The following is a 13,198-nucleotide window of genomic DNA, read 5'->3' as shown; positions in this document are numbered from 1 at the left end:
AACTAGTTTGCTTTTTGTCGATATTTATTAATCGGTATAGAAGACCACTTCGGAGTATTATGTTTAATCTTTGAAACAACGACTGTCATATCATCCTCAATATACCCTGAACGAGAACGAATCACCTCTTCCATAATTAAATCCGCCACCTCTTGTGGATCATCTGTTACTAACTCTCCGATTTTTCGTTTCATCCATAGTTCGTAGTTCTCTACATGCTTAGGCCCTTCAAACACTCCATCACTCATCATGATAAGGAGATCACCAGCCTTTAACTGTTCACTTACCACATCCACATCAAACTCCTGAATAATCCCCATCGGAAGATTACTGGCTTGGACTTTAATAACCGCATTACCTCTCTTAATAAAACTTGGTGTTGAACCAATTTTCAAGAATCTTACTGCGGCATTTTGAAGATCAATCATTGCTAAATCTAAGGTAGAGAAAATTTCATCCGTTGTACGCAGAGATAAGACGGAATTGACTGACTTAATGGCCACCTTCTCCTCTATCCCTGATTGTAGAATTTTCTGTAGAAGTTGAAGAGTTTCCTGGCTTTCGATATGGGCTCTTTGCCCATTTCCCATTCCATCGCTAATGGCAACAGCATGCTTACCACCACCAAGCTCAATAGTTGAATAACTATCACCTGATACAAAGCCCCCATCTTTTGCCGCATGGGCAACCCCTGTGTCAATTGTAAAAGCCTTCGCCGAACGGAACGTTACATGACAATAGCCATTTGGATAGGAAGCACACTCTTCTGCATTTACAACGATGTTTTCCCCTAATATGTCTGAAAGCATAGGTGCTATGAGCTTTTCACACTCTCCATGTCCATTGCAATATGGAATGGTTATATCTATATCCACATTTCCTTGTTCAAGGCTGTAGATCTCCACATGTTCAATATGAACACCATACTCTCGTAATGCTTCAAGAATAAGCTCTTCTTGCTTATAATGATTATCTCTTTCCCTTTGAATTTCCTTTGCAAAGTTCCCCATTACTGTTGAAACACCCAGAAGTTGGTCAGCTACAAGCCTTCTACTTTCCTGCACTTGTTTCTTCAGCTTTTGATTCGCTTGATAGAAGGTTAGCTCCTGTTGAATCGCATCAACTACCTTTTTGGACTTTGTGCAATGTTTCTCCCAGTCTCGTGAAAGCTTCAATGGCACAACACCAGAGTTTTGATCCATTTCATCCATAATATCCTTCATATATTCATAAGTTGTATTAAAGTTTCTGGACCAGCAATTTTCCTTTTTAAAGCAAGTTTGACAGGTCTTTTCTGTTACGTTTCCAAGGAAAAAGTCAAGTTCTCTATCTTTGTCTATTTCTCCACTTTCATCTAATGATGAAAAACTGTCTGACAGAGCTTGAAAGACAGAAGAGAATTGTTCCACTCTTTGTGCAGTTACATCCCTCATTTTTCTCATATACTGCTGTTGCTCAGCAGAATACTCAGGTGTTCCAGGGATATGCTTGGCTAGTTTAGATGTTAGTGCTTGAGGCGTCAGGAAAAACAATAGAATCGCAGCAGATGTTTCTAAGACGGTTTTGTAAAGAGAGCCACCACCCTCTCCGTACATACCAATCAATAAAGTTGCTATTAATAGCCCAACGGCTACCCCTACTTTTTTCCCTTCTTTTAAAAGCCCTCCTAACAGCCCCGAAAAGGCTAGTAAACTCATATGATAGAAACTAGTAATGTTTGCCAGACTGAATATTAATCCCGTCACAACTCCGACAGTAGAACCTACGGTTGCCCCTGCAACAAAGGAGAATACCAATACTAAATACCTTGACATAATATGTTCAATAGATAAATCATACAATGACCAACCAATGGTTCCTGTCATAATAGATGCCAGCATAATAATAAGACAAACGATTTCTTCGGTTTTTAAAGTTTGTCTTCTTTTACTTATTGAAAGAAGAGGGATACTCTGAAGGAAAATTAGGGTGAGTATGAAGCCAAGGCTGGCCTCAACCCCTGCCATCATTCCATCGTAAAGTGATACATTGCCTGTTGTTAGATAGCTTTTTCCAATCTCACCAATACCCAAAGTGAAGAATACATAAAAGGGGATTGCACGAACTTCTGTTTTTAGCCATCTTTTTGTTAGTCGAAAGGCAAATAAAAAGAGAAAAGCTGTGCAAAATGCAAATGCGGAATTCACAATTGAAAGGGTTGCTGCACCAGCTACTAGTCCGATTAAAGCAAGAGGAGCTTTGTCCTTTTTCACGAAATAGACAGCCGCAAAAAAAGGAAGGGCAAAAGGCGTTAGTTTAGACAATATAAGGGCTCGTCCAAGCAAAAATCCGATGAGTAGTAGAAGAATTCCTTTCTTTACGAAAAACGTCTCTAATTTTGCTTGTAGCTTGTCCAACATATTTCCGAACTCGATCTTATGTTTATTAAAATTAACTTCACCGACAGGATCAATAATATTCCTTTCTACCTTTTCCATAATTTTTACACCCCATTTTTGTTTCGTTGCAAGCATTATAAAAAACATAAGTTCAAAATTTTGTCATAATTACTCAACATATTCCAATTTTTCTTCGACGTAATTCTTGGATTAATTCAAAACTTATTCAATAACGTGACAAGATTCTATAAATTTCATCGCATTCGGAACTATATTCATAACTTCGGAAGCAAAAACCCCTTCCAAAAAGAAAGGGGTTTTTGTAGAAATTAAAGGAATAAAAATAGTCATTTTTATAGAAAATGATGAAATCCATACAAAAAGGCAAGCCATTTTTCGGCTTGCCTTCATATTTATTAATGTATAAGCAGCAAGTTACCCTCTTCTAGCTCCTCTTCCACCGCGCTTAGATTCTGTATTACGCTTAAGAGAAGACAGTCGATCTTCACTATCTTTTAAGAAACGAGCCATTTTAGACTCAAAGTTCTCTTTAGCAGGCATTCTATCATTTGCTTTCCCTTGACGCGGACGTCCTGCTCCTCTTGAATCATTTCCGCCACCACGATATGGTGGTCTTTCCGATCTTTCTGGACGAGAGCTACGTTCAGGTCTCTCAGGTCTCTCAGGTCGATCTACAGCTTTTTTAATTGATAAACCGATCTTTCCATCTTTCTCAACATTGATAACTTTTACTTCAACTTGGTCACCAACTTTTAGATGGTCGTTAATGTCTTTAACATAATTATCTGCAACTTCACTAATGTGAACAAGACCTGTTGATCCTTCCGGTAGCTCTACAAAAGCTCCAAAATTAGTAATGCCTGTTACCTTTCCTTGTAACTTGCTGCCTACTTCGATTGACATAAAAAGAATGTTCCTCCTTAAGAATATAAAAAATCATACTTTATATATATTATACAGAAAGGAAAAAAAGCGTGTCAATAAGCCGAGTTACCGGTTCATTTTTCCTTGTCATTTTTTTCCTCTGGGAGGTTGAAAATTATCTCGTTACTATTGGAAAGAAAGAAATCCTTTCTTGCTAATTTAGCGATATATTCTTCATCATTTAGCTTAATGATTTCCTCTTTAAGGATGGTTTCATCCTTTTTTAAGGCGACTAGTTCCTGGTCCGCCTTTTGCTTTTCTTCCTTCATTGCCTCTAGAGTCGCGGATTGCCTTAGGAGTGTAGATACAATAAAGTATGCTGCTAATCCTACGATTACAATAAAAGCGGTTAGCCTTCTCATAAGCAGAGTTCTTTTTCTTGCATTTTGAATCACTGCCATTTCCTGATGCTCCACGTATTGTGACGGTATTTTTGTTACATTGCGTTTTCTGACAACACTCACCTCGGCGTTCCCTCCTTACTCTTTGTCCTTTCTCCATCTAGAAAGAACGTTATTAATGGTATTCTTTATTCCCTGATAATATCCTGCTAACTTATTATATAACTTCTCGACGGTTTTTTTAATATGTTTCGGCAATAAATTCCAAAATAATATCAAGAGCCATTTGACAGGGGTAAATATAATCTTAATTATCGTCCAAATGACCTGGATTGTCCACTTTACAAGCACGAAAAGTCCCTTTCCTATAATCGTAACTAGACTTACACAACCTAGCAAGAGAGAGACAATTGGCCTATAAATAAGCATAAGAAATATTTTAACAGCGTACCGATAAATAGAGATTATCATGGTTATGATAATCTCTAAAACTCTTGCGTACCCACGCTTTAAGAGACTTTGGTAAGCAGCAAACCCACAGAGAATGGCCAAGAAAATATAAAACCTTAATTCACCTTGGTTAATAACAAATAAAACGTAGAAAAAAATCAATCCCTGTAGAATCCAAAAAAATATGTCGTTTAAAAATACAAGCCAAGACTTTCTTTTTGATCGAAATAAGAAACGATTATACGTATCAATTGCAGCACCTAGATAGCTTCCCATGGCGGCCATGGAAATCATTGTTAAAAATTGAGTGGTAAGCGTCATCGGAATAGCTTGCTAAAGAAACCTTTAGCCTTCTCCCCATGCTGATCATCTAAATACACAAGATCAAAAACTTTTCCTTTAATTGATACAATCCCTTTATCAACATCTAGGTTTTTCATCTGCAGATTCTGACCCTTAATAGCAAGAAAGCCCATTACGGTTTCAAGCAGAAACTCTTCATTATCAAAACTTTCAACTTGTTTCACACCTGTGATGTCTAAAAGTCTACGCCCCCTCATGATGACATCATGATCTGGTAACGTAGATCCCTTTGAAGTATTTGTGTCATAGTATTGGCTCATTCTCTCATCCCTCACAATCACTTTGTACAACCTTTTGTACATATGTATGAAGGGGATGATTCAATTAGAACAGAAACATAAGTATACGATTCCTCTTCTGGCTAGCTATTCAACGGCTTCTTCAACCTTCTCTTCCTTAACAAGACTATACATATCTGCCGCTTCCTCTTTTCGAGAAGTTTCTTGAAGCTTTTCAATTTTTACCGTTACGATTTTTTGTCCAAATCGGACAGCCAGCTCATCTCCCACTTTTACGGTTGAGCTCGCTTTTGCCTGTTGGCCATTTATCGTAATTCTCCCTTGGTCACTAACCTCTTTCGCAAGTGTTCTTCTCTTAATTAGACGTGAGACTTTTAAAAATTTATCTAATCTCATATAAAACTCCTCCTCATCGTTCTTCTTTTTTTGCCTCATTCCAGAACTGATCAAGCTCTTCTAACGTAAATGCATCAAAGCTTTTCCCACTAGCAAGTACCTTAGCCTCTATAAAGGCAAAGCGCCGCAAGAATTTTTGATTTGTTTGAAATAAAGCCTCTTCAGGCTGAATTTGTAAGAACCGAGCAATATTGACCAGAGCGAACAAGATATCTCCCAATTCCTTCTGTAAGTCCTCTGTATGCGTCTCCTTGGCGAGTTCTTCCTCAAACTCTATTAGTTCCTCTTTTACCTTTTCCCATGCTTGTAATACATTTTCCCAATCAAAGCCAACTTTTGCCGCCTTTTTTTGCAGTTCATAAGCACGTATTAAGTTAGGTAAATGTGTACCTACACCATCAAGAATAGAAACTTTTTGTTCCCCTTTTTCTTCCACTTTAATCTCTTGCCAATTTTTCAACACATCTTCAGCCGTTTCAGCGGTAACATTACCAAATACATGCGGATGCCTCCTAACCATCTTAGCCGATATCCCCTCAATTACTTCATCAATAGAGAAATATCCTTCATCCTCTCCAATTTGAGCATGTAGCAACACTTGAAGTAGTACGTCTCCTAGTTCTTCAATCATGTGGTCAATATCTTCTTCATCTATTGCTTCAATTAACTCATACGACTCTTCAATAAGATACTTTTTTAAGGATTGGTGTGTTTGCTTTTTGTCCCAAGGACAGCCATTTGGTCCACGAAGTTCAGCAATAATATTTCGAAGCTTAGAAAACTCTTTATAAGATAACTCTTCTTTTTGAACAGGTGGTACATATACTGAGGTTAAATTATTTAATGTCACTTCACGGTCAAGTTCATGCAACGGAACCTTTTTGACCAATTCTTTGGATGTACCTGCTGCTGTTACAATGACCACATCATAGTCAAAAGGGTATTTTTCCATTAGTGTTAGTTTCACTTCTGAGGCAATAAAAGTGTCATATACCTGCCCAATAATCAGATGCTGACTCATATGAATATCATCACGTTTCAGATTTGTCCCATCTAATAGTTGGAATCCCTCAATTGGGTCGATTTTTACTGCCTGAAACAAGGGATCTAAAAAACTTTGACCTCCTATAACCTCAATCTCTACCTGTAGCTCATTTGATCTTTCTAACAGGATTTGAACCGTACGTTCGGCAACCAATGGGTGTCCAGGAACAGCATACACTAGTGACCCCACATTGGCTTTTGAGATAAGATCATCACATATAGATTCATATACCTCATTAAATGTATCTTTTGCTTCGTATATATGATCATATGAAGTAAACTGAAAATCTTCCTCTCTAACTAACTCGTCCACTACAGGATGTTCTTTCGTTCGAAGATACACTCTCTCACTTTGTTTTAAAATTTTATATATGCCAAGTGGCAGCTGATCCATATCACCTGCACCAAGACCAACGATTTGGATTTTATTCAAATTCATCAACTCCTATTTTTTTTCGGGAGTAATTGTATTAGTTTGCTTCCAAGAGGCAATAAACTCAATTCACTCTCTTTAAATGTATATAATCTTAATATAACAATTAAGTAGCTTAGTCCACCTAATATGACACCAACCATCGCTTCTAAACCAGCCTCAAATCGACTCGGTTCATTCAGGAAATGATCAATAAGCCAGTGGTACCCTTTTAATACCAAAAACATGATTAAAGCAGCCGCTGCAACCTTTATCAACTCTTTCCCTTTTATAATCTCTCCCTTTACCCTTGTTAGTAGAACAATAAACAAAAGGATGCTGATGATAACAAGTGATAAGACGGAAGCAAAGACCGCACCATAAGCTCCAAATAGGGGCACGAAATACATATTAAATAAGTATTTTAACAAACATCCAAGAACAATCGTTATCGCAGGAAATACGATTTGCCCGAGTCCTTGAAGTACAGCACATAAGGTGATAATAAGTGAACTTAAAAGAATGATGATGCTTTGCATAGCAAGAATGGATGACCCTTCGCTATTTTGAAATAAAAAGATATTGGTTGGCTCAATAATGGAAAGAAGCCCAATACTTGCTCCTAATCCAACCATTATACTAATAAGCAAAGACAAACGAATTCTATCATGTAGCACCGAAATATTCTTTTTCACTTTTTCACTAGAGATGATTGGTACAAGCGATAAGGACATCGATGTAGCCACTACCGTTCCAAGTTGAATAAGAGGAACTCCTCGATCATATATTCCCTTAACTTCCTTTGCAGCATGTTCGTTTGTCATCATTTTTAATAATAATGAATACAGGTTTAGAGAATCTGCCAGTTGAATAAATAAGAGAAGCATACTACTTACACTAATAGCAAATCCTTGAATGCAAAGTAATTTTATTATTCCCTTTGCTTCAGACCATGATGGAATGGATGTCTTTTGGAAAAACACTGGGAGATACTTTTGCCTTTTTTTAAAATAGAAAAGTAATACGGAAACGGCGACTAGTCCTCCGACAATGGAACCGAACATTGCTCCTGCTCCTACTGTATAAAGGTCTTCGTTCCTCAAGTAGAAGGCAACCATTAAAATGGTGCTGACTCGTATAAATTGTTCACTTACTTGTGATATTGCCGTTGGCTTCATATCACCACTTCCCTGGAAAACCCCTCTCAAAATGGATAGAACTGGGAATAAAAGAAAGATAAAAGAAATTGCCTTTAAAAGAAGTGCAATATGTGGGTCCTGCATAAAAGAGGCTATATAAGGAGCACCGTAAAATAAAGCTACAAATAGGATGACTCCAATCAAAGATAAAAGAAAAGAGGAGGTTACAATTAGCTTCTTTGCTCCTTGAACGTCTTTTACGCTCATTTTTTCGATATAAAGTTTAGATATAATAACAGGAAAACCGTATGTACATAACACCAATGCCATTCCGTAGAAGGGATAGGCTTGTTGATAGATATAAAATCCAACATCCCCAACTAGGTTTTGGAAGGGAATTCGATAAAACGCACTTAGCACTTTAATAATAAGTGCAGAAACAGTAAGAAGTAAGGTTCCCTTTAGTATGGTATGTGACTCTCTATGGGGTTTAATCACCCTCACCCCCAATTTATGTAATTCGGAGTTATTATAGCACATCGGAGACATGCATACATGATAAGACGGAAAAAGAGGTAGCTGATTGCTACCTCTTCTTGTTTGAAGCAAAAAGTTCTTCCGCTTTTCTTTGTCCAGCTACAGCGCCTAGCCCCTCGAGGTCATAAGCCAAATCCCTCCAGAAGGCTGGCCTTCCTGCGTGATTCGTCTTATGCTTGTCGGGGCTGAGCAAGGCACTTCCGCTTTTCTTAAGACTCCATTTGTCTTGCAAGGAATCCAGCGGCTGTTTCTACAGCTTTACGCTCTACTTCACCGATAGTGGATTCTTTCGAGAAGATGATGACAGCACCGATAGGGTCTCCGTTTGCAATAATTGGACCCACGGTGTATGAAGAAATGGTTTCTTCAATTCCATCGATTAATGCGACTTCACCCTGTTGTGTAATAATGACCGACGTTCTGTCTTCCATTGTTTTTTCAACAAGATCACTAATATTCTTATTTAAATAGTCCTTCTTTGAGCTACCCGCAACAGCTATGTAAGCATCTCTGTCACAAATTAAGATTGGATTTCCTAGGCTATCGTATAGAGCCTCTGCATATTCCTTTGCAAAGTCACTTAACTCGCTGATTGGAGAATACTTCTTTAAGATCACCTCTCCATCGCGGTCAACGAAAATCTCTAACGGGTCTCCCTCACGAATTCGAAGAGTTCTGCGGATTTCCTTAGGAATGACGACACGACCCAAATCATCGATTCGACGAACAATACCAGTTGCTTTCATCCAACGTTGCCTCACTTTCATCTGATGATTTAAACGTTTGGCATCCATCTCTCTACGTTGTGAAATGATTGCCATTGTTTGAACTTAGTATCTTTCATATGGAAAGTTCTATACACTTACATAGTTTTTTCTCTAAAATGTTAAAATTGACAACAATGGATAAATAAACCAATTTACTTTTACATACCCCTTACCATTCCAATTAAACATTTTACTATGCTAGTATCTATCTCTTAAGAGACAATACTTCCTAGATCCTTCCTTGCATTATGAAGACCTTTCATCATCTTGAAAGCAGCGTCTAGCCACTGATTTAACCCAACTCCCTTAATATGAAGAACCATCTTTAATTTACTACCGTCCATTCCAAGTCCAACCATACGGCCAAACTGACTGCTCACCTCAAATATTTTTTGACCATCTATTTGAGAACTATCCTCTTCAGAGACAATGATGTTAATTTCATTTTTACTTTGCTTAATTATCTCTACACCAGCCATTCTTGCATATACCTTTAATTCGGATAATTGGAACAAGTAAGCAACTTCATCAGGGAATTCACCGAACCGATCAATCATCTCCTCTTGAAGCTCTTGTACATCTTCAAGAGTTAATAGTCCACGGAACCGTTTATACATTTCAATTTTTTGATTTCCATCACGAATGTAGGTGTCTGGTATATATGCATCTACTTCCACATCGATTTCAACAGGCTTAATAACAACCTCTTTATCAATACCTACTTTTCTTTCCTCTAATGCTTCCTTAAGCATTTGAGAGTATAGATCAAATCCGACAGAATCAATAAATCCATGCTGCTCTGCACCTAATAGATTTCCAGCTCCACGAATAGATAAGTCACGCATTGCAATTTTGAAACCAGACCCAAGCTCCGTAAATTCTTTAATGGCCTGAAGTCTTTTTTCTGCAACTTCTGTTAATACCTTATCTTTTCTATAGGTAAAGTACGCGTATGCCACTCGATTCGATCGTCCAACACGTCCTCTTAACTGATACAACTGAGAAAGTCCCATACGATCAGCATCGAATACAATCAATGTATTTACATTAGGAATATCTACACCCGTTTCAATGATGGTCGTACTAACAAGTACATCCGATTCTCCTTCTAAAAACCCAAGCATAACAGACTCAAGCTCATTCTCCGTCATTTTCCCATGTGCGTACGTCACACGTGCATCCGGAACAAGCGCGCTGATTTCTTCTGCTTTTCTTTCAATATCCTCCACACGATTGTAAAGGAAATAGACTTGCCCACCGCGTGCTAACTCCCTTTCAATCGCTTCTTTTACCAATCCACCGTTATACTCCATCACATAGGTCTGAACCGGGAAACGGTTCTCTGGGGGAGTCTCAATTACCGATAGATCCCTTACTCCGAGCATCGACATATGAAGAGTTCTCGGTATTGGAGTAGCCGTTAACGTGAGCACATCGACATTTGTTTTTAACTGCTTAATCTTTTCCTTATGTGTTACTCCAAAACGCTGTTCTTCATCAATAATCAACAGTCCTAAATCGCGATACGTAATGTCTTTAGAAAGAATTCGATGAGTTCCTACCACCACATCTACCGTACCTGTCTTTAGACCATTAATGGTCTCATTCTGCTGCTTTCTGCTTCTAAAACGACTTAATAGACCAATATTGATTGGATAATCTTGAAAACGCTCCCTCATGGTCTCATAGTGCTGCTGAGCTAAGATCGTAGTTGGGACGAGCAAAGCAACCTGCTTACCATCTGCAATTGCTTTAAATGCAGCACGAATGGCAACCTCTGTTTTTCCGTAACCCACATCCCCACACAGCAGTCGATCCATCGGACGTTCTCTTTCCATATCTTTTTTAATTTCCTGGATAGAACGCAATTGATCCTCTGTCTCTTGATATGGAAATGCTGATTCAAACTCTCTCTGCATATCTCCATCAGGACTGAAGGCATAGCCGACAGAAGCTTCTCTTTCTGCATAAAGCTTAATAAGATCATCAGCAATATCTTGAACAGATGACTGAACCTTCGTTTTAACACGTTTCCAGTCATTCCCACCAAGCTTATATATTTTCGGCTCCTTGCCTTCAGATCCCACATATTTTTGAACCAAATCAATTTGCTCTACAGGAACATATAACTTATCGGTTCCTTGATAGCGAATGTGTAAATAATCCTTATGCACTCCGTTTATGACGAGCGTTTCTATACCAAGATACTTCCCTATCCCATGATTCACGTGAACGACATAGTCGCCCACTTTTAATTCTGAGTAACTCTTTATTCTCTCAGCATTTGATAACTTTTGTCTTCTTGTTGTTTTCTTCGAACGTTTATTAAAAAGTTCTTCCTCTGTTATAACAACAATTTTCTGTATAGGTAACTCGAAGCCTGTTTGTAACCCACCTTGCATGATTTGGACTTTTCCTTTTAAAATATCCTGCTTTCGGCCCGCAACAACTGCTTCAATTTCATAGTCTTCTAATACTCTTTCTAGTTTCTTACTTTTCTCACTATCTTCTCCTAAAAAAATGACGGAGTACTTCCCTTTTTTCCAACGCTCAATTTCCCCTTTTAACACATTCATCTGTCCATGGAAATTCTGCATTTGCTTACAAGTGACATTAATAATGTTTTGAGGATTCGTATTGGGAACATGCCTTAGGAAAAGTGACATATATACAATTGATTTTTTAGATTTTTGTAGCATTCCATTCAGATGGTGAGACACAGGAATATCATGAACAATCTTTCCTTCCCCTAGAAGGCTTGTATACCATTCTGCTTCCTCTTTATCCAAAGAATCGCTCATTTCCTGAACTCTACTAATTTCATCTACAAAAATAAGACCGTTTTTCGGCAAATAGTCTAATAGACTGTTAGACTTTTCATAGGCGAATGATAAATACTTAAATAACTGCTCTGGTCTTTGACCATTCTTTAGTTGTTCAATTTCGTAGCTTATATTCTGAGACAGTAAGGTTTTTACTTTCTCATCCTTCAACTTTTTCAAACTCTTTGCTAGATGCTCTTCAAGCCGTTGAGCAATTATTGGAAAATGGGAATCATCTAGTGGAGATTCCGTTGCTGGTCCAATAAAAACAGTAGACAACTTATCCTTTGAGCGTTGATCTTCCAACGAAAACGTGCGAATAGAATCCACTTCTGTATCAAAAAACTCTACCCGTATCGGGTCCGCTTCCGTAAGCGGATAAATATCTAAAATTCCCCCACGTACACTAAACTCACCAGGTGCTGCAACCATTTCAGACCTTGCATATCCCATTTTCACAAGCTGAAGACTGAGCTCACCTAGCTCAATATCCTGCCCTAGGGAAATCGTATATTGTTTGGATTTCCAAAGCTCTAGTGGCGGAAGATATTTTCTAACTCCAGCAATAGGAGCAATAATAATTCCACCTGCATTGCTGCTTAAATAATTCAAAGCCTCTATTCTCTGGGCCTTTAATTCTGGACTAGCAATACTCATCTCGGCTGCTATTAGTTCATTAGCTGGATATAGGAAGACCTCATCTACCTCAACCAATTGGATTAAATCATCGTATAGCTTTTGAGCTTGTAACAGATTATGAGTAACGATAAGCATTGGCTTTCTCATACGCTCATATATAGAAGCCAAAAATACTGTTCTTGCAGAACCAGATAGCCCCGCAATCAGCTGTTCAGTAATTCCTTCTTCAATTCCAGAAAGGACGGATTTTGTATCATCTAGTTCACTGAAAAGTTGCTTAATTGCTAACATATATACCCTCCTCCCAATACCTACACATGTATGTAATATAAAAACAGAAAAATGCTTTGGATGTTTCTCCAAAGCTTTTTACTGAATTAGATAGTCTTGTCCATGAAAGTCTGGATTTCTTTCTAGCAACTCCTGACAATCCTCACAAATCGATTTAATATGCATATTTCCCTCTGTATCATAACTTACCATATCAAGTCGCTCTTCACCATTCAGCTTGTGAAGCCCTAATCTTTCAGACTCTAAAGTAGTTTGTTCAATGGTGCCCATTGTATGTCCGCAGTGTCGGCAATGGTAATGAATGGCCATGCCTGTCCCTCCTAGTAAACAATTCATTAAGCTTAGTATTGACCTTTTAGGACAGACTTTATTCATTCATTACTTATATACGATATGTAATCCACACAACAATGATAACCGAAGATTCATTTTTTC

At 38.1% G+C, this 13,198-nt stretch carries 11 protein-coding genes; all 11 read right to left on the bottom strand.

Annotated elements, in window-relative coordinates:
* Positions 1–2 precede the first annotated feature (2 nt).
* The 11 genes from spoIIE to fin all read right to left on the bottom strand — a co-directional run bounded on the left by spoIIE (position 3) and on the right by fin (position 13,072).
* Entirely contained in the window at positions 3–2,477 is a 2,475-nt protein-coding gene (gene spoIIE / locus ACRX5O_RS22650) for a stage II sporulation protein E (protein ID WP_433908022.1), read from the bottom strand.
* A 336-nt stretch (positions 2,478–2,813) separates the two neighbouring features.
* On the bottom strand, positions 2,814–3,302 hold the full coding sequence (locus tag ACRX5O_RS22645; RefSeq protein ID WP_119706222.1) for a S1 domain-containing RNA-binding protein: 489 nt from the start codon (positions 3,300–3,302) through the stop codon (positions 2,814–2,816).
* A gap of 95 nt (positions 3,303–3,397) precedes the next feature.
* Positions 3,398–3,787, bottom strand: a complete 390-nt coding sequence (locus tag ACRX5O_RS22640) for an FtsB family cell division protein (protein WP_433908021.1) — start codon at positions 3,785–3,787, stop codon at positions 3,398–3,400.
* A gap of 15 nt (positions 3,788–3,802) precedes the next feature.
* Positions 3,803–4,435, bottom strand: a complete 633-nt coding sequence (gene yabQ / locus ACRX5O_RS22635; protein ID WP_433908020.1) for a spore cortex biosynthesis protein YabQ — start codon at positions 4,433–4,435, stop codon at positions 3,803–3,805.
* Positions 4,432–4,737 (bottom strand): sporulation protein YabP, encoded by a 306-nt coding sequence (gene yabP / locus ACRX5O_RS22630; protein ID WP_433908019.1) that lies wholly within the window; start codon positions 4,735–4,737, stop codon positions 4,432–4,434. Before yabP ends, yabQ begins: the two co-directional genes overlap by 4 nt.
* Before the next feature lie 105 nt (positions 4,738–4,842).
* On the bottom strand, positions 4,843–5,112 hold the full coding sequence (locus tag ACRX5O_RS22625; protein ID WP_119706218.1) for an RNA-binding S4 domain-containing protein: 270 nt from the start codon (positions 5,110–5,112) through the stop codon (positions 4,843–4,845).
* A gap of 13 nt (positions 5,113–5,125) precedes the next feature.
* Positions 5,126–6,595 carry a bifunctional methyltransferase/pyrophosphohydrolase YabN gene (yabN, locus tag ACRX5O_RS22620; protein ID WP_433908018.1) on the bottom strand — a complete coding sequence of 490 codons (1,470 nt, stop codon included), beginning with the start codon at positions 6,593–6,595 and terminating at the stop codon, positions 5,126–5,128.
* Positions 6,595–8,205 carry a putative polysaccharide biosynthesis protein gene (locus tag ACRX5O_RS22615; RefSeq protein ID WP_433908017.1) on the bottom strand — a complete coding sequence of 537 codons (1,611 nt, stop codon included), beginning with the start codon at positions 8,203–8,205 and terminating at the stop codon, positions 6,595–6,597. The genes yabN and ACRX5O_RS22615 overlap by 1 nt, the downstream gene beginning before the upstream one ends.
* A 248-nt stretch (positions 8,206–8,453) precedes the next feature.
* Positions 8,454–8,990 carry a stage V sporulation protein T gene (spoVT, locus tag ACRX5O_RS22610; RefSeq protein WP_160548451.1) on the bottom strand — a complete coding sequence of 179 codons (537 nt, stop codon included), beginning with the start codon at positions 8,988–8,990 and terminating at the stop codon, positions 8,454–8,456.
* A 233-nt stretch (positions 8,991–9,223) separates the two neighbouring features.
* On the bottom strand, positions 9,224–12,763 hold the full coding sequence (gene mfd, locus ACRX5O_RS22605) for a transcription-repair coupling factor (protein WP_433908016.1): 3,540 nt from the start codon (positions 12,761–12,763) through the stop codon (positions 9,224–9,226).
* 78 nt (positions 12,764–12,841) lie between these two features.
* Positions 12,842–13,072: an anti-sigma-F factor Fin gene (gene fin / locus ACRX5O_RS22600; RefSeq protein WP_433908015.1), complete on the bottom strand. Its 231-nt coding sequence runs from the start codon at positions 13,070–13,072 to the stop codon at positions 12,842–12,844.
* Positions 13,073–13,198: the final 126 nt, after the last annotated feature.

The organism is Robertmurraya mesotrionivorans, from assembly GCF_050971805.1.
Lineage (GTDB): Bacteria > Bacillota > Bacilli > Bacillales > Cytobacillaceae > Robertmurraya_A.
The sequence above is the reverse complement of the archived record's forward strand: the minus strand, read 5'-3'. Positions and strand labels throughout refer to the sequence as shown.

Bases quoted from the DNA above. Each gene is read 5' to 3' on its own strand.
- spoVT (WP_160548451.1), bottom strand. From the start codon at position 8,990: ATGAAAGCAACTGGTATTGTTCGTCGAATCGATGATTTGGGTCGTGTC.
- yabP (WP_433908019.1), bottom strand. From the start codon at position 4,737: ATGAGCCAATACTATGACACAAATACTTCAAAGGGATCTACGTTACCA.
- yabQ (WP_433908020.1), bottom strand. From the start codon at position 4,435: ATGACGCTTACCACTCAATTTTTAACAATGATTTCCATGGCCGCCATG.
- ACRX5O_RS22645 (WP_119706222.1), bottom strand. From the start codon at position 3,302: ATGTCAATCGAAGTAGGCAGCAAGTTACAAGGAAAGGTAACAGGCATT.
- ACRX5O_RS22625 (WP_119706218.1), bottom strand. From the start codon at position 5,112: ATGAGATTAGATAAATTTTTAAAAGTCTCACGTCTAATTAAGAGAAGA.
- spoIIE (WP_433908022.1), bottom strand. From the start codon at position 2,477: ATGGAAAAGGTAGAAAGGAATATTATTGATCCTGTCGGTGAAGTTAAT.
- mfd (WP_433908016.1), bottom strand. From the start codon at position 12,763: ATGTTAGCAATTAAGCAACTTTTCAGTGAACTAGATGATACAAAATCC.
- yabN (WP_433908018.1), bottom strand. From the start codon at position 6,595: ATGAATTTGAATAAAATCCAAATCGTTGGTCTTGGTGCAGGTGATATG.
- fin (WP_433908015.1), bottom strand. From the start codon at position 13,072: ATGGCCATTCATTACCATTGCCGACACTGCGGACATACAATGGGCACC.